The sequence below is a fragment of the Clavibacter zhangzhiyongii genome (genome assembly GCF_014775655.1).
In the GTDB taxonomy this organism is placed as follows: Bacteria; Actinomycetota; Actinomycetes; order Actinomycetales; family Microbacteriaceae; genus Clavibacter; species Clavibacter zhangzhiyongii.
Genome location: NZ_CP061274.1, coordinates 2,146,324 through 2,161,884, shown reverse-complemented (window position 1 = coordinate 2,161,884; position 15,561 = coordinate 2,146,324). Strand labels below are relative to the sequence as shown.

The following is a 15,561-nucleotide window of genomic DNA, read 5'->3' as shown; positions in this document are numbered from 1 at the left end:
ACGAGGACGGGTCGCGGCGCGTTGCGTGCTCGTCGTCCTCGTTTCCTCGCTGCTGGCGGGATGCACGGCGCCCCCGTCCTCGGAGCCAGCTCCCGCACCGGCGCCCTCGCCGACGCTGACCCAGGAGCAGCAGGACGACGAGTCGTTCCACGACGTGGTGACGCGGTACGTGGACTTGGATGCGAACAGCGACACGGAGAGGGATCTTGCCGAGTTGCTGACAGGGACAGTGCTGGACGGCGAGAAGTCGGGCTTGGCAGACGCACGTCGAACGGGAATCCGGAAGAGTGGAAAGGACGTCGTATCCGGCTTTCAGGTCACAGAGCGAGGGCTTGATCCAGCGGGCTTGCGATACATGACGGCCCAGATGTGCCTCGATGTCAGCGGTACCCGCATCTCCGACTCGGGCGGCGCCGATATCACGCCCCAGCGGGATCCGCGGCTGTCGCTCCAAGTGAAGGCGGTCAAAGCCCAGGATGCGCTGTGGCGCATCAGCGACATCGTGCGCAACGAGGACGTGCACGCATGCGGATGAGTGCGGCGTCGCCCGCGGTCGTCCTCGTCCTGGTCGTCCTCGCCCTTCCGGTCTCCACAGCACAGGCAGCCAGCGGCGGCTGCTTGGTGACCCACGGCGATTCCAGTGCATGCACGTCTGGGCACATCGGCGAAGGAGCGGTCGCCGTGCAAGCTCAGGCGCTTGATGCCGATCCAGCTGCGGGCTCACACGCCGCCCCGACTTCAAGTCCGCCTCCGATGCCCAACGACGCTTCCGCGCCCATGATCCTTCACCCCGAGCCACGGCAGGTCCGTCTCGCTGCGGACGTGGATGCGCCGTGCACTCCGGGGGTGGGCGCGTGCCTCGACGGGCAGCACGCGTTCCTCCCGCCGGCGAAGACTCCCGTGAAGCCTGCGGATCCGGTCCCCGTGGCGCCGGCCGATCCCGGGGTATCGTTGGAGGACGTGGCGCAGTTCGTGCCGCGGTCTGCATCGATCCGATCGCAGCCCAACGGGTGGGCGCTGGTGGGCGCTCCCGTGAATCTCCTCACGGACGCCACGACGCAGGTGGCCGACGGCGTCCTGCTCGGCCGCCCGGCGCAGGTCCGGTTCGTGCCGGTCGAGTTCGCGTGGGATCACGGGGATGGCACGTCGACGACGGTCCAGGGGCCGGGGGCGTCCTGGCGGGAGCTGCACCAGCCGGAGTTCACGGCGACGGACACGAGCCACGTCTACCCGACCATGGGCGACCGGAACGTCACCCTCACGATCGCGTACTCGCCCAGCTACCGGTTCGACGGGGGCGCGTGGCAGCAGATCCCGGGGACGCTGCCGGTGCAGGTCGGCCCGGTGACGATCCACGTGCTGCAGGGGTCCACGGTGCTGGTCGGCGGGGCGTGCGGCACGAGGGACGCCGGACCCGGATGCTGACCCGGGCCGAGGCGCCCGTCGACCCGCGGACGCGTCAGTCCCGTGGCGTAGGGTGACGCTGATGTCCCGCGCCGTAGAACTCCCCCTCGACCTCCCCGAGCTCACCGTGCAGTCCGCGGGCGGCGCCCGCGTCCGGCGATCGGTCCTCCCGTCCGGCGTGCGCATCCTCAGCGAGGACGTGCCCGGCAGCAGGAGCGCGACGATCGGCATGTGGGTGGCCGTCGGATCGCGCGACGAGCAGCCGGGCGACCTCGGCTCCACGCACTTCCTCGAGCACCTCCTCTTCAAGGGCACGCCGTCGCGCTCGGCCCTCGACATCGCGGTGTCGTTCGACGCGGTCGGCGGCGAGCACAACGCCGTCACGGCCAAGGAGTACACCTGCTACTACGCCAAGGTGCAGGACCGCGACCTCGGCATGGCCGTCGACGTGCTGGCCGACATGGTCACCTCGAGCCTCATCGACGCCGAGGAGTTCGAGACCGAGCGCGGGGTCATCCTCGAGGAGCTCGCCATGGCGGACGACGACCCGGGCGACGTCGCGAGCGAGCGCTTCTTCGAGGCCGTGCTGGGGGATCACCCGCTCGGGCGCCCCATCGGCGGCAGCCCGACCGACATCGAGGCCGCGGAGCGCGACGCCGTCGTCGCGCACTACCGCCGCAACTACCGCCCGCAGGACCTCGTGATCACGGCCGCCGGCGCGGTCGACCACGACGCCCTCGTCGCACGCGTCACCTCGGGTCTCGAGCGCGCCGGCTGGGACCTCTCCATACCGGCCAGCCCCGTCGCGCGCCGCACGGGCGACGCCCCGATCATCACGCGCGGCCGCGACCTCATCCTGGTCGACCGCCCCATCGAGCAGACGAACATCCTGCTCGGCGTCCCCGGCCTCGCCGCGTCCGACCACCGCCGGCCCGCCCTCGCGGTGCTCAACTCGGTGCTCGGCGGCGGCATGTCGTCGCGCCTGTTCCAGGAGGTGCGCGAGAAGCGCGGCCTCGCCTACTCCGTCTACTCCTTCGGCGCCTCCTACTCGGACGCGGGCGTCTTCGGCCTCTACGCCGGATGCACGGCCGCGAAGACCGCGCAGGTCTCCCGCCTCATGGTCGAGGAGTTCCGGAAGCTCGCCGACGAGCACGTGACCGCGGAGGAGCTGTCGCGCGCGTTCGGCCAGCTCTCCGGCCAGTCCGCGCTCGCGCTCGAGGACTCGGACACGCGCATGTCGCGGCTCGGCCGGTCCGAGATCACGACGGGGGAGTACGTCGACCTCGACGAGACGCTCACCCGCCTGTCCCGCGTCACCCCCGAGGACGTGCGCGCCCTCGCGGCCGACCTCGTCTCCCGTCCCCTCTCGATCGCCGCTGTGGGCACCGTCGGCGCTGACGCGTTCGCCCCGCTGCTCGAGACCCCCTCGCTCCTCTAGGAGGAACCGTGTCGCACTACATCTACCTCGTCCGCCACGGCGAGCAGCAGGACGCCGAGCACGGGCTGCCCGACGGCCCGCTCTCCGGCCGCGGCAAGCGGCAGGCGCACTGCATCGCCGACCGGCTGAGCGGCGTGCCCTTTACGTCCGTCCGCCACTCGCCGCTCGCGCGCGCGGAGGAGACGGCCGCGATCATGGCGCAGCGCATGCCGGCCGTCGAGCCGGAGCCGTCGTCGCTGCTGTTCGACTGCATCCCCTCGGGCCCGGTGCCGGACATGCCGCACGCGTTCGAGTCGTTCTTCGGCGGCATCACCGAGGAGGAGATCGACGCCGGCAGCGCGCAGATGGCCGACGCGGTGAGCGAGTTCCTGGCGCCCGCCCGCGGCGACCGGCACGACCTCCTCATCACCCACAACTTCGTCATCGCGTGGTTCGTGCGGCACGTGTTCGACGCGCCGGAGTGGCGGTGGATGGGGATCAACCAGGCCAACTGCGGCCTCACCATCATCCGCGTGCGCTCGGCGAAGCCGCCGGTGCTCGTGGTGCACAACGACCTCGGCCACCTGCCGGTCGAGCTGCGCACCGGCCTGCCGGAGCAGCAGCCCTACTAGCCGTCGCGGTGCCACGGCCGCCCAGCGTCGCGGCCGGGCGCGCCGGTACGCTGGGCGGATGACAACCACGGTCGCCGTCGTCGGCGCAACGGGACGCATGGGCCAGCTCATCACGCAGATCGTCGAGGCGAGCACCGAGTTCGAGCTCGTCGCGAGCCTCGACTCGAAGGACGAGCTGTCGGACATGCTCGGCGCCGACATCGCGGTCGACGTGACGCTGCCCGCGGTCAGCCAGGGCGTCGTCGAGTACGCGGTCGCGCACGGCGTGAACGTGCTCGTGGGCACGAGCGGCTGGACGAGCGAGCGGATCCAGGGGCTCGAGCGGCGGATCACCGGCAACCTCGCCGTGGGAGTCGTCATCATCCCGAACTTCTCCGTCGGCAGCGTCCTCGCGACGTCGTTCGCGCAGATGGCCGCCCGGTTCTACGACTCCATCGAGATCGTCGAGGCCCACGGCGCGACGAAGATCGACTCGCCGTCGGGCACCGCCGTCCGCACGGCCGAGCTGATGGCGCAGGCACGCGGATCCCGCGGCCCGGTGCAGGCGCCGCACGTCGACCAGCGCGCACGCGGCCAGCAGGTCGCGAGCATCCCCGTGCACAGCCTCCGGATGCAGGGCGTCGTCGCCAAGCAGGACGTCGTCTTCGGCGGCAACGGCGAGGTCCTCACCATCAGCCACGACACGCTGGCGCCGAGCGCCTACGAGGCCGGGATCCTGCTCGCCCTGCGCGCCACCCGCGATGCACGCGGCGTGGTCGTGGGCCTCGACCGCCTCATCGACCTCGACGGGTCGCGCGAGCGGGAGACCCAGGCCGCCGCGTCCGACGCGACGGCCGGCCCCGTCGACGACGGCGGCCCGAGCGGCCAGGCCGCCACCGTCACGAGCGCCTGATGGCGACGCGCATCGGCGTCGGCCTGATGGCCGTGCTCATGGTGCTCTACCTCGTCGTCCTCGGCCAGCGCGCCGTGATCCTCGTGCTCTCGGGCGAGCCCGTCGGCGTCGTGTTCGGGCTCGGCCTCGTGATCCTGCCCCTGATCGGCGTCTGGGCCCTCGTCCGCGAGCTGTCCTTCGGCGTGCGGAGCGCGCGCCTCGCCCGCCTCCTCGACGAGGAGGGCGGCCTGCCCGTCGACGACCTGCCGACCCGCGCGAGCGGGCGGCCCGTCCGCGAGGCCGCGGACGCGTCCTTCCCCGTCTACCAGGCGGAGGTGGAGCAGGATCCGGCCAGCTGGCGCGCGTGGTTCCGCCTCGGGCTCGCGTACGACGCGAGCGGCGACCGCCGCCGTGCGCGCGGCGCCATCCGCCGGGCCATCGCGCTGCAGGGCGCCGAGCCCGTCGCCTGATCCCCGACGGCCCGGCTCCGCGGGCGCGTCAGCTCCGCGCGAGCAGCCGGTCGATCGCGAGCTCCACCGTGGGGTCGCGGAAGGCGAACCCGTCGGCGAGGAGCTTCTCCGGACGCGCGGGCTGGCTCGAGAGCAGCAGCTCCTGCCCGGCCTCCTGCAGCGCCAGGCGGATGAGGGACTCGGGCGCGGGCACGAGGTACGGGCGGTGCATGCGCTTCGCGAGGTGGCGCATCAGCCGGTCGGCCATGACGGGCTCGGGTCCGGTGAGGTTCACGGGGCCCGAGACGGACGACGTCAGCAGGTGGACGATCGCGGCGGCCTCGTCGCGGAGCGAGATCCAGGGCCACACCTGCCCGCCGGTGCCGAGCTTGCCGGCGAGCCCGAGGCCGGTCAGCAGCCGCAGGGGAGCGAGCGCCCCGGCCTGCGCCAGCACGAGTCCCGTGCGGAGCGTCGCGACCCGCACGTCCGCAGGCGCCTGGAGGGCCTCGGCCTCCCACGCCTCCACGACGTCGGCGAGGAAGCCCGTGCCGCGCGGCGAGTCCTCGGTGAGGCGCTCGGCGGGCCGGTCGCCGTAGAACCCGACCGCGGATCCGTTCAGCAGCACCCGCGGCGGATGCGCGGCCGTCGCCATGGCGCCCACGACGGTCCGCGTGGCGGTGACGCGCGACGTGCGGATCTCCTCCTGGTACGGCTTCGTCCAGGGCAGGCGGCTGATGGACGCGCCCGAGAGGTTGACGACCGCGTCCACGCCGTCGAGCACCGCGGGATCCAGCCGGCCCTCCGCGGGCGACCACTCGTGCTCGTCGGGCGACGACGGCGCGTGCCGCACCAGCTTCTCGACCCGGTGACCGGCCGCGCGCAGCTGCGCCTGCAGCTCGGTGCCGATGGTGCCCCCGGCGCCCGAGATGAGGACGGTGAGCGGGGCGGGGGATGCGGTGCTGTCGGACATGGTCGAGCCCTTCGTCGGTGCGCCTCAGCCTATGGCCCGGCCCTCGGCGCGACCCGGGCGCGGTCTCCGGCGGACGGGGCCCCGCGGCCGTCGCGTACAGTGACGTCGTGCCTCACGAGAACATCTCCTTCCGATCCGACATGACCGTGGAGCTGGTCCGCTCGAGCGCCCACGACTCCGACGTGATCTTCGCCGCCCGCGTCTCCACCGCCGGCGAGAAGACCCTGGAGCGCGCGCTCGACGAGCCCGACGGCCAGGACCGCGTCCTCGAGGGCGACGTCGACACGGAGGCGGAGGAGAAGCGCGCCAAGCGCGACCGCGGCCTCATCAACTACCTCATGCGCGACCGCCACGGGTCGCCCTTCGAGCACAACTCGATGACCTTCTACGTGCAGGCGCCGATCTTCGTGTTCCGCGAGTTCATGCGCCACCGCATGGCCTCCTACAACGAGGAGTCGGGCCGCTACAAGGAGCTCGACGCCGTCTTCTACGTGCCCGGCCCGGAGCGGAACCTGGTGCAGGTCGGCAAGCCCGGCGCGTACGAGTTCCTCGCGGGGAGCCCCGAGCAGACCGCGCTCGTGCAGGACGAGACCCGTCGCACCTCCGCGGAGGCGTACGCCTCCTACCAGCGCATGCTCGCGCAGGGCGTGGCCCGCGAGGTCGCGCGCATCGTGCTGCCGCTCAACATCTACTCGTCGATGTACGTGACGCTCAACGCGCGTGCGCTCATGAACTTCCTGTCGCTGCGCACCAAGCACGAGGACTCGACCTTCCCGAGCTTCCCGCAGCGCGAGATCGAGATGTGCGCGGAGCGCATGGAGGTCGAGTTCGCGCGCCTCATGCCGCTCACGCACGCCGCGTTCCAGGCGAACGGCCGCGTCGCGCCGTAGGGCGCCCGGATCCGACGACCGACGACCGATACGATGGGAGCCGTGTCCACAGTGAACCCCTTCGGCCAGGTACTGGTGGCGCTCGTCACCCCCTTCACGGCCGACGGCGAGGTGGACTGGGCGGGCGTCGAGAAGCACATCGACGACGTCATCGTCGCGGGCGCCGACGGCATCGTCGTCACGGGCACCACGGGCGAGACCAGCACCCTCACCGACCCGGAGAAGATCAAGCTCGTCGAGGTCGGCCGCTCGGTGAGCGGGGGCCGCGCGAAGATCATCACGGGCGGCGGGTCGAACGAGACCGCGCACGCCATGCAGCTGGCGCGGCAGAGCGAGAAGGCCGGCGCCGACGGCAACATGATCGTCACGCCGTACTACAACAAGCCCACGCAGGCCGGCGTGCTCACGCACTTCCGGATGATCGCGGACGCCACGGACCTGCCGGTCATCCTCTACGACATCCCCGGCCGCACGGGCATCCCCATCCAGTACGAGACGATCCTGCGCGCCGCCAAGCACCCGAACATCCTCGCGGTGAAGGACGCCAAGGGCGACCTCGCGCAGGCGAGCCGGGTGCTCAACCAGACCGGGCTCATGTACTTCGCGGGCGACGACGCGAACGCTCTGCCGACCCTCGCGATCGGCGGCACCGGGCTCATCGGGGTCACGGCCAACATCACGGCCACGCCCTACCGCACCATGGTCGACGCCGTGAACGCGGGCGACCTCGGCGCCGCCACGCACGCGCACCAGCAGCTCGAGCCGCTCGTCCGCGCGGTCATGACCCACGTGCCCGGCACGGTCGCGGCGAAGTACATCCTCCACGGCCTCGGCCGCATCGGCAGCCCCCGCGTCCGCCTGCCCCTCGTGGGGCCGGAGGAGTGGGAGGCCGCGCAGATCGAGGACGAGATCGACCTCGTCCGCGACGTCCCCGGCGTCGACTTCCGCAACTTCCGCCCCGACCGCAACGCCGCCGCCGGCGGAGCACTGCCCCAGGTCGCGGGCACCACGCGCTGACGCGCACCCACGCACTTCCCATCGCCGGCCCCATCGGGCCGCACCGTCAACATAGGAGTCCCATGCCCCAGACCATCTACGATCCCCCGGCTCTCAAGCCCGGCACCCTGCGCATCACGCCCATCGGCGGCCTGGGCGAGATCGGGCGCAACATGACCACGTTCGAGATCGACGGCAAGATCCTCGTCGTCGACTGCGGCGTGCTCTTCCCCGAGGAGCACCAGCCGGGCGTCGACCTGATCCTCCCCGACTTCTCGTCCATCGCGGACCGCCTCGACGACGTCGTGGGCATCGTCCTCACGCACGGCCACGAGGACCACATCGGCGCGGTGCCCTACCTCCTCAAGCTGAAGCAGGACATCCCGCTGATCGGCTCCGGCCTCACGCTCGCCCTCATCGAGGCGAAGCTCAAGGAGCACCGGATCAAGCCGTACACGTTCCAGGTGAAGGAGGGCGACCGCGAGCGCCTCGGGCCGTTCGAGCTCGAGTTCGTGGCCGTCAACCACTCCATCCCGGACGCGCTGGCCGTCGCCATCAAGACCGAGGCGGGCAACGTCCTGCACACCGGCGACTTCAAGATGGACCAGCTGCCGCTCGACGACCGCATCACCGACCTCCGCGCGTTCGCGCGCCTCGGCGAGGCCGGCATCGACCTCTTCCTGTCGGACTCCACCAACGCGGACGTCCCCGGCTTCACGCCCACCGAGCGCTCCATCGGCCCGGTCCTCGAGGCCGTCATCTCGAAGGCGCCGCGCCGCGTCATCGTCGCGAGCTTCTCCAGCCACGTGCACCGCGTGCAGCAGGTGCTCGACGCCGCGGCCGCGAACAAGCGCCGCGTCGCCTTCATCGGCCGCTCGATGATCCGCAACATGACCATCGCGGCCGAGCTCGGCTACCTGAAGGTGCCGGACGGGGTCCTCATCGACTCCAAGAAGGCCGTCAACCTGCCCGACAACCAGATCGTGTACATGAGCACGGGGTCGCAGGGGGAGCCGATGGCCGTGCTGAGCCGGATGGTCAACTCGGAGCACCAGATCGAGATCGGCCAGGACGACACCGTCATCCTCGCGTCGAGCCTCATCCCGGGCAACGAGAACGCGGTGTACCGGATCATCAACGGGCTCACGAAGCTCGGCGCCAACGTGGTGCACAAGGCCAACGCGAAGGTCCACGTCTCGGGTCACGCGGCGGCCGGCGAGCTGCTGTACTGCTACAACATCCTCAAGCCGCGGAACGTCCTCCCGGTGCACGGCGAGTACCGCCACCTGGTCGCGAACCAGCAGCTGGCGATCCAGACCGGCGTGCCCGAGCGCAACACGTTCCTCGCGGAGGACGGCACCGTCCTCGACATGACGGCCGGCAAGGTGCGCGTCACCGGCCAGCTCGACATCGGCTACGTGTACGTCGACGGCTCCACCGTGGGCGAGATCACGGAGGCCGACCTCAAGGACCGCCGCATCCTGTCGGAGGAGGGCTTCGTCACGATCATCGCGGTCGTCGAGGCGCAGACCGGCAAGGTCGTCGTCGGCCCCGAGATCGAGGCCCGCGGCTTCGCCGAGGACCCGAAGGTGTTCGACAGCGTCAAGCCGCTCGTCATCAAGGCGCTCGCGGAGGCCGCGGCCAACGGCACGCGCGACACGCACGCGTACGCGCAGGTCGTGCGCCGGACGGTCGGCCGCTGGGTCAACTCGTCGCACCGCCGCCGTCCGATGATCATCCCGGTGGTCATCGAGGCGTAGGCCGGACGCCGCTGGGAGGCGGCGCGCTGCACGTCCCGAGGGGGCGGGGGAGACCCCGCCCCCTCCGTCGTCCCCGGCGGACGCGCTCGGGTGCCGCGCCGCTCGTCCGGTCGTCCCGCTCGTCCGGTCGTCCCGGGTGGCCTCCTCCGGGCGGCCCCCTGTCGGGGGTGGGCATGTCATCCCCGCGGCCGACCCGCCGCGCCGGGCCGCGCACCTAGCGTCGGAGGCGACCGGACGGACCGCTGGGGGACGCCGGGGAAGGAGCGGCTGTGGGCGTCTGGCGGAGATGGATCCTCCCGATCACGAGGCTCGTCGTGCTGGCCGCCATCGCCGTCGCGCTCGTGCGCATGGCGTTCTTCGGCCAGGCGGCGGAGGAGGTCGCGCAGGTCCCCACCGGGTCCGTGGTGGAGTCGCAGGTGGCGGCGTCCATCGCGACCGTCGTCAACGACGTGACCGTGAAGGGCAGCATCCAGCCCGACCCCGACGTGCCCGTCAAGGCGACGCTGCAGGGGAAGGTGTCCAAGCTCGTCGCCGGCCAGGGCGCCACGCTCGCGGCGGGCGACCCGATCCTCGTCATCCGCCAGGAGACGCCGGTGGATCCGGTGGTCGCCGCGGACGGCACGGTCACCCCGTCGAAGCCCAAGGTCGTCACCGAGACGGTCACCGCGAAGGCCGCGGGATCGCTCGTCGAGCTCGGCGTGCTGGTCGGCCAGGAGGTGTCCGTCGGCGACGCGGTCGGCCTCATCGCGCCGCCCACCTTCCGCGCGACCGCGCCCCTCACCGCCGAGGAGCAGTACCGGCTCGTGACGCAGCCGACGACCGCGACGGTCGCCATCACCTCAGGTCCCGCCCCGTTCGAGTGCGCGGACCTGCGCGTCGGCCAGCCCGCCGCGTCGTCCGCCGAGGGCGCGGGTGCCGGCGCGGGCGCCGGTGCGTCCGGCGGCCCGGGGGAGGGATCCACCGGCGCCGCCGCGTCCACGGGCGCGACCGTCTCGTGCGCCGTGCCCGTCGGGACGCGCGTGTTCCCGGGGCTCGCCGCCGAGATCACCGTCCCCGCGGGCGAGGCGCCCGACGTGCTGACCCTGCCCACGACCGCCGTCGAGGGCCTCACCGAGACCGGCAACGTGTGGCTGCCCTCCGAGTCCGGCGCACCGGAGGAGCGCGCGGTCGGCCTCGGCATCAGCGACGGGAAGGTCGTGCAGATCACCTCCGGCCTCCAGGAGGGCGACATGGTGCTCGAGTTCGTGCCCGGCGCGCCCGTCCCGGAGGAGGAGGGCATGACGATGCAGGGCGGGTACGGCGGATGAGCCTCATCCGCCTCGAGCAGGTGACCCGCACCGTGCTGCGGCCGGACGACGAGCCGCTGACGATCCTGCACGGCGTCGACCTCGACGTCTCGGTGGGCGATCACGTCTCGATCGTCGGCCGCTCCGGATCCGGCAAGTCGACCCTGCTCAACATCCTCGGCCTGCTCGACACCCCCACCACCGGCGAGGTGCTCCTCGACGACGTGCCCATGGCGCGCGTCTCGGGCGCCCGGCGCGACCGGGCCCGCGGCGGCGACATCGGCTTCATCTTCCAGCAGTTCGCCCTCCTCCAGGGACGGACGGCGCGGGAGAACGTGATGACGCCGCTCCTCTATTCCACGGGCCGCACCTTCTGGCGCCGCGCCGCGATCGCGGCCGACATGCTCGAGCGGGTCGGCCTCGGCCACCGCGTCGACGCCATGCCGGAGACCATGTCCGGCGGCGAGCAGCAGCGCGTGGCCATCGCGCGCGCTCTCGTCCGCTCACCGCGCCTGATCCTCGCCGACGAGCCCACGGGCGCCCTCGACATCGAGACGGGCGCGACCGTGATGAGCCTCCTCGCCGAGGTCGCGCACGCGTCCGGCGCGGCGCTCGTCACCATCACGCACGACCCGACCGTCGCCGCACGCGCCGACCGGCACCACCGGCTCGAGATGGGCGTGCTCGCACCCGCCGAGGCGCTCACCCGCGGGGCCCTCGCGTGACGGGCTGGCTGTCGCGCACGGCGACCGGCCTCGTGGGCGCGGTCGTGGAGGCGTGGGCCGAGCTCCGGATCCACCGCACGCGCGTGATGCTGTCCCTCGTCGGCGTCGCGGTCGCGGTGGCGGCGATCACGTCGGTCGTCGGCCTCGGCGCCGTCGTGCAGCAGGCGCAGACCGAGCAGATGGAGCGGCAGTCCGGCCGTCCCGCCGCGCTGTCGGTGTCCGCCTACTCCGCCACGGGCCAGGGCCTGTCCTACGCCCAGCAGCGCACGCTCCTCGCGGACGTCGCCGACCGGTACGGCATCACCTGGTCGACGATCATCGGCTCCACGACGGTGCCGGTCGACTTCGCCCGCGGCCAGGTCCAGGTGCAGACGGTCGTCGTCGACCGCGAATACGGCGAGATGCGTCGCGTCGACGTGACGGACGGCCGCTGGTTCGACGAGCGGGACGCGGACCGCCTGGCGCCGGCGCTCGTCGTGAACCCCGCGTTCCTCGCGGAGCTGGGGTCGCCCGACATCGCGTCGCACCCCTCCTCCGTGCTGCACGGGGAGCGGTCGGACCTCGTGGGCGTCGTCGTGGGATCCGTGCCCGCGCTGTACGCGGAGGAGCCGCCGACGATCTACCTGCAGGCCTCCGACGCCGAGCGGCTCATGACCGACGACGCGCTCGACGCGATGGGGCCGCAGGCCGAGTTCTGGGTGCCCGAGGCCGAGGCCGACGCGCTCACCGCGTCCATCACCTCGCAGGTGGCGGCGACCGCGCCCGAGGGGCTGCAGGTGAGCGTCGCCCGCAGTGACTGGGGGACGTACGACTACGACCCGCTGCTCGCGATCAAGATCCTCGTCGGGGGAGTGGCCGGCCTCGTGCTCCTCCTGGGCGCACTGGGCCTCGTCAACATCTCGCTCGTGACGGTGAAGCAGCGGATCCGGGAGATAGGAGTGCGCCGCGCCTTCGGGGCGAGCGCGGGCCGGGTGTTCTTCGCCGTGATGATGGAGAGCATCGTCGCGACGGTCGCCGCGGGTGTGGTCGGCGTCATGGCGGCGGTCGCGATCGTGAAGAACCCGTGGATCCTCTCGTTCGTCGCCTCGGGCGTCACCGAGTTCCCGCCGTTCCCGCTCTCGGCGGCGCTCCTCGGGCTCGGCGCCTCGCTCGCCGTCGGCGCGGTCGCGGGGCTGCTCCCGGCGCTCGTCGCCGTGCGCGTGTCCGTCATCGACGCGATCCGCTACTGATGCCGCGGCCGGGCGGCGCGCGTCCCGCCCGGCCAGGCGGACCGCTCGGGACGGCGGCGCGGGATAACGTGGGTCGCATGGCTACGAGCACCAGGTCGACCAGCCGCGCCGGGAAGACCTCCTCGCCCGCGCCGCGCGCCACGCCCCCGCGCAAGGGGCGCGCCGCCGAGACGAAGCAGCAGACCGTCGCCTACCCCGTGCAGTCGGAGCGGCGCGGCCCGCTCGTCGTCGCGTGGATGGGCCTCGCGCACGCCACCGGCGCCCTGTTCCGCGCCCTCGGTCCGGAGAGGCTCGCGAAGGAGGAGCGCCGGGACGGCATCCCCTTCCTGCTCGTCGTGCTCGCCATCACGGGGGTCGTCGTGGAGTGGTTCAACCCGCTCAATGACGTCGCCATGGCCTTCGACGCGTACACGTTCGGCGGCCTCTTCGGCCGCGTGGCCTTCGCGCTGCCCATCGTGATGGTGCTGCTCGCCCTCTGGCTCTTCCGCCACCCCTCGTCGGTGAGCGACAACGGCCGCATCGGCGTCGGCGTCAGCCTCCTCCTCGTCTCCATCGCGGCCCTCTGCCACCTCTTCAACGGGGCGCCGGATCCGCGCGACGGCATGCTCGCGCTCGCCCGCGCCGGCGGCGTCCTCGGCTGGGTGCTCGCCGCCCCGCTGTCCCTGCTCATCACGCCGATCGGTGCGGGCATCGTGGCGGGGATCCTGCTCGTGCTCTCCCTGTTCATCATCACGCGCACGCCGCCGAACCGCGTGGGCATGCGCCTGCGCGAGCTGTACTCGTACCTCTTCGGCGCCCCGCTCGTGGACGAGGAGCAGCGTGCCGCCGAGCGCGCGGCCCGCAAGGCGCAGGCGACGGAGCAGGTCGAGCTCGAGGGCCTCGACGACGACGGCCCGGTCGACACCGACAGCCTCCCCTGGTGGCGCCGCAACCGCAGCCAGCGCGAGGACGCCCCCGCGTTCGACAGCCCGGTGCTCGCCCCGCACGCGGGATCCGACGACCGCGAGGACGTGCCCGCCCGGTCCGCCGCCGAGGCGCCCACCACGGTCATCGACCGCACGGTGGATCCCGACGCCTCCCGCCCCGAGCCCGGCGCCTTCGCGGGCGACGACGCGGCGACGCGCCGCATCGACCTCGCCGAGCCCGTCGACGCCACGGCCACCGCGATCCTGCCCTCCGTCCCCGTGCACCCCACGGGCATCCGCGACGACGACGAGCCCGCCGTCCTCCCGGGCTTCGAGGACGACGGCTCGGACGCGGCCGTCGTCTCGGGGGAGTCCGACGCCCCGCAGGCGCCCTACCGCCTCCCCGCCGCGAGCACCCTGTCGCCCGGCACGCCCGCCAAGTCGCGCTCGTCCGTCAACGACGAGGTGGTGCGCGCCCTCACCGAGGTGCTCACCAACTTCCAGGTGGACGCGACGGTCACCGGCTTCTCGCGCGGCCCGACGGTCACGCGCTACGAGCTCGAGCTCGCGCCCGGCGTGAAGGTCGAGCGCGTCACCGCGCTCGCGAAGAACATCAGCTACGCCGTCGCCTCCAACGAGGTCCGCATCCTCTCGCCCATCCCAGGCCGCAGCGCCATCGGCGTCGAGATCCCCAACACCGACCGCGAGATCGTGTCGCTCGGCGACGTGCTCCGGTCGTCCGCCGCGACGAACAGCGCGCACCCCATGACCATCGGCGTCGGCAAGGACGTCGAGGGCGGCTACGTCATCGCCAACCTCGCGAAGATGCCCCACCTCCTGGTCGCGGGATCCACCGGCTCCGGCAAGTCGAGCTTCGTCAACTCGATGATCACCTCGCTCCTCATGCGCGCGAAGCCGAGCGACGTGCGCATGGTCCTCATCGACCCGAAGCGCGTGGAGCTCACCATCTACGCGGGCGTCCCGCACCTCATCACGCCCATCATCACCAACCCGAAGAAGGCGGCCGAGGCGCTGCAGTGGGTGGTGAAGGAGATGGACATGAGGTACGACGACCTCGCCAGCTTCGGCTTCCGCCACATCGACGACTTCAACAAGGCCGTCACGAGCGGGTCCATCGTGCTCCCCGAGGGCAGCGAGCGCACGCTCCGCCCGTACCCCTACCTCCTCGTGGTGGTCGACGAGCTCGCCGACCTCATGATGGTCGCGCCGCGCGACGTCGAGGACTCGATCGTCCGCATCACCCAGCTCGCGCGCGCCGCCGGCATCCACCTGGTGCTCGCGACGCAGCGCCCGTCGGTCGACGTCGTCACGGGCCTCATCAAGGCCAACGTCCCGTCCCGACTCGCGTTCGCGGTGTCGAGCATGACCGACTCCCGCGTCATCCTCGACCAGCCCGGCGCCGACAAGCTCATCGGCCAGGGCGACGGCCTCTTCCTCCCCATGGGCGCCAACAAGGCGGTCCGCGTGCAGGGCGCGTGGGTGCAGGAGGCGGAGATCGCCAAGGTCGTCGAGCACGTGACCCGCCAGGCCCGGCCGGAGTACCGCCAGGACGTCGCGGTCGCCGCCGAGAGGAAGGAGATCGACGCCGACATCGGCGACGACCTCGAGGTGCTGCTCGCGGCCGCCGAGCTCGTCGTGAGCACGCAGTTCGGATCCACGTCGATGCTGCAGCGGAAGCTGCGCGTCGGGTTCGCTAAGGCCGGTCGCCTGATGGACCTCCTCGAGGCGCGCGAGATCGTCGGCCCGTCCGAGGGATCCAAGGCCCGCGACGTCCTCGTCTCCGCGGAGCAGCTGCCGGGCGTCCTGGCGACGCTGCGCGGGGAGACGCCGGCCGCGCCCGCCGCTCCTGCGCCGGCCGCCGCTGCTCCCGCCGCCGTCGCCGCGGGGGAGCCGGATGACGGCGACCGCTACCCGTCGGATCCGCTGCACAAGGACCTGGACGCGTACGAGCAGGTGGAGGCCGAGGGCGACGACGACGCCTGGGGCCTGACGGGCAGGGACTGACC

At 72.4% G+C, this 15,561-nt stretch carries 14 protein-coding genes; 13 read left to right on the top strand and 1 reads right to left on the bottom strand.

Annotated elements, in window-relative coordinates; all coding sequences use genetic code 11:
- Window positions 1-25 precede the first annotated feature (25 nt).
- The 6 genes from H9X71_RS10260 (at window position 26) to H9X71_RS10235 (ending at window position 4,794) form a co-directional block, all read left to right on the top strand.
- The gene (locus H9X71_RS10260; RefSeq protein ID WP_244961564.1) at window positions 26-535 is read left to right on the top strand and encodes a hypothetical protein; all 510 of its coding nucleotides are present in this window, start codon (window positions 26-28) and stop codon (window positions 533-535) included.
- 497 nt (window positions 536-1,032) lie between these two features.
- Window positions 1,033-1,425 carry a hypothetical protein gene (locus H9X71_RS14940; protein WP_244961562.1) on the top strand — a complete coding sequence of 131 codons (393 nt, stop codon included), beginning with the start codon at window positions 1,033-1,035 and terminating at the stop codon, window positions 1,423-1,425.
- A gap of 61 nt (window positions 1,426-1,486) precedes the next feature.
- Window positions 1,487-2,842: a M16 family metallopeptidase gene (locus H9X71_RS10250; RefSeq protein ID WP_191146996.1), complete on the top strand. Its 1,356-nt coding sequence runs from the start codon at window positions 1,487-1,489 to the stop codon at window positions 2,840-2,842.
- 8 nt (window positions 2,843-2,850) lie between these two features.
- Window positions 2,851-3,453: a histidine phosphatase family protein gene (locus H9X71_RS10245; RefSeq protein ID WP_191146995.1), complete on the top strand. Its 603-nt coding sequence runs from the start codon at window positions 2,851-2,853 to the stop codon at window positions 3,451-3,453.
- 58 nt (window positions 3,454-3,511) lie between these two features.
- Window positions 3,512-4,345: a 4-hydroxy-tetrahydrodipicolinate reductase gene (dapB, locus tag H9X71_RS10240; protein WP_191146994.1), complete on the top strand. Its 834-nt coding sequence runs from the start codon at window positions 3,512-3,514 to the stop codon at window positions 4,343-4,345.
- On the top strand, window positions 4,345-4,794 hold the full coding sequence (locus tag H9X71_RS10235) for a hypothetical protein (protein WP_191146993.1): 450 nt from the start codon (window positions 4,345-4,347) through the stop codon (window positions 4,792-4,794). Before dapB ends, H9X71_RS10235 begins: the two co-directional genes overlap by 1 nt.
- Before the next feature lie 28 nt (window positions 4,795-4,822).
- On the opposite strand, the gene H9X71_RS10230 is transcribed toward H9X71_RS10235, so the two are convergent.
- Window positions 4,823-5,743 carry a TIGR01777 family oxidoreductase gene (locus H9X71_RS10230; protein ID WP_191146992.1) on the bottom strand — a complete coding sequence of 307 codons (921 nt, stop codon included), beginning with the start codon at window positions 5,741-5,743 and terminating at the stop codon, window positions 4,823-4,825.
- 140 nt (window positions 5,744-5,883) lie between these two features.
- On the opposite strand from H9X71_RS10230, the gene thyX reads away from it, so the two are divergent.
- The 7 genes from thyX (at window position 5,884) to H9X71_RS10195 (ending at window position 15,559) form a co-directional block, all read left to right on the top strand.
- Window positions 5,884-6,633, top strand: coding sequence for an FAD-dependent thymidylate synthase (gene thyX, locus H9X71_RS10225; protein WP_213003974.1), 750 nt, complete (start codon window positions 5,884-5,886; stop codon window positions 6,631-6,633).
- Between the two features lie 33 nt (window positions 6,634-6,666).
- Window positions 6,667-7,650 (top strand): 4-hydroxy-tetrahydrodipicolinate synthase, encoded by a 984-nt coding sequence (dapA, locus tag H9X71_RS10220; protein ID WP_191146990.1) that lies wholly within the window; start codon window positions 6,667-6,669, stop codon window positions 7,648-7,650.
- 62 nt (window positions 7,651-7,712) lie between these two features.
- Window positions 7,713-9,389, top strand: a complete 1,677-nt coding sequence (locus H9X71_RS10215) for a ribonuclease J (RefSeq protein WP_191146989.1) — start codon at window positions 7,713-7,715, stop codon at window positions 9,387-9,389.
- 269 nt (window positions 9,390-9,658) lie between these two features.
- On the top strand, window positions 9,659-10,696 hold the full coding sequence (locus H9X71_RS10210) for an efflux RND transporter periplasmic adaptor subunit (protein ID WP_191146988.1): 1,038 nt from the start codon (window positions 9,659-9,661) through the stop codon (window positions 10,694-10,696).
- Complete coding sequence (locus H9X71_RS10205) at window positions 10,693-11,400, top strand: ABC transporter ATP-binding protein (RefSeq protein WP_191146987.1); 708 nt, start codon at window positions 10,693-10,695, stop codon at window positions 11,398-11,400. The genes H9X71_RS10210 and H9X71_RS10205 overlap by 4 nt, the downstream gene beginning before the upstream one ends.
- Window positions 11,397-12,629 carry an ABC transporter permease gene (locus tag H9X71_RS10200; RefSeq protein ID WP_191146986.1) on the top strand — a complete coding sequence of 411 codons (1,233 nt, stop codon included), beginning with the start codon at window positions 11,397-11,399 and terminating at the stop codon, window positions 12,627-12,629. Before H9X71_RS10205 ends, H9X71_RS10200 begins: the two co-directional genes overlap by 4 nt.
- Window positions 12,630-12,706: 77 nt before the next feature.
- Complete coding sequence (locus tag H9X71_RS10195; protein ID WP_191146985.1) at window positions 12,707-15,559, top strand: FtsK/SpoIIIE family DNA translocase; 2,853 nt, start codon at window positions 12,707-12,709, stop codon at window positions 15,557-15,559.
- The last annotated feature ends 2 nt before the right edge of the window (window positions 15,560-15,561 follow it).

Bases quoted from the DNA above. Each gene is read 5' to 3' on its own strand.
- H9X71_RS10195 (WP_191146985.1), top strand. From the start codon at position 12,707: ATGGCTACGAGCACCAGGTCGACCAGCCGCGCCGGGAAGACCTCCTCG.
- dapB (WP_191146994.1), top strand. From the start codon at position 3,512: ATGACAACCACGGTCGCCGTCGTCGGCGCAACGGGACGCATGGGCCAG.
- thyX (WP_213003974.1), top strand. From the start codon at position 5,884: ATGACCGTGGAGCTGGTCCGCTCGAGCGCCCACGACTCCGACGTGATC.
- H9X71_RS10250 (WP_191146996.1), top strand. From the start codon at position 1,487: ATGTCCCGCGCCGTAGAACTCCCCCTCGACCTCCCCGAGCTCACCGTG.
- H9X71_RS10230 (WP_191146992.1), bottom strand. From the start codon at position 5,743: ATGTCCGACAGCACCGCATCCCCCGCCCCGCTCACCGTCCTCATCTCG.
- H9X71_RS10205 (WP_191146987.1), top strand. From the start codon at position 10,693: ATGAGCCTCATCCGCCTCGAGCAGGTGACCCGCACCGTGCTGCGGCCG.
- H9X71_RS10235 (WP_191146993.1), top strand. From the start codon at position 4,345: ATGGCGACGCGCATCGGCGTCGGCCTGATGGCCGTGCTCATGGTGCTC.
- H9X71_RS10215 (WP_191146989.1), top strand. From the start codon at position 7,713: ATGCCCCAGACCATCTACGATCCCCCGGCTCTCAAGCCCGGCACCCTG.
- dapA (WP_191146990.1), top strand. From the start codon at position 6,667: ATGGGAGCCGTGTCCACAGTGAACCCCTTCGGCCAGGTACTGGTGGCG.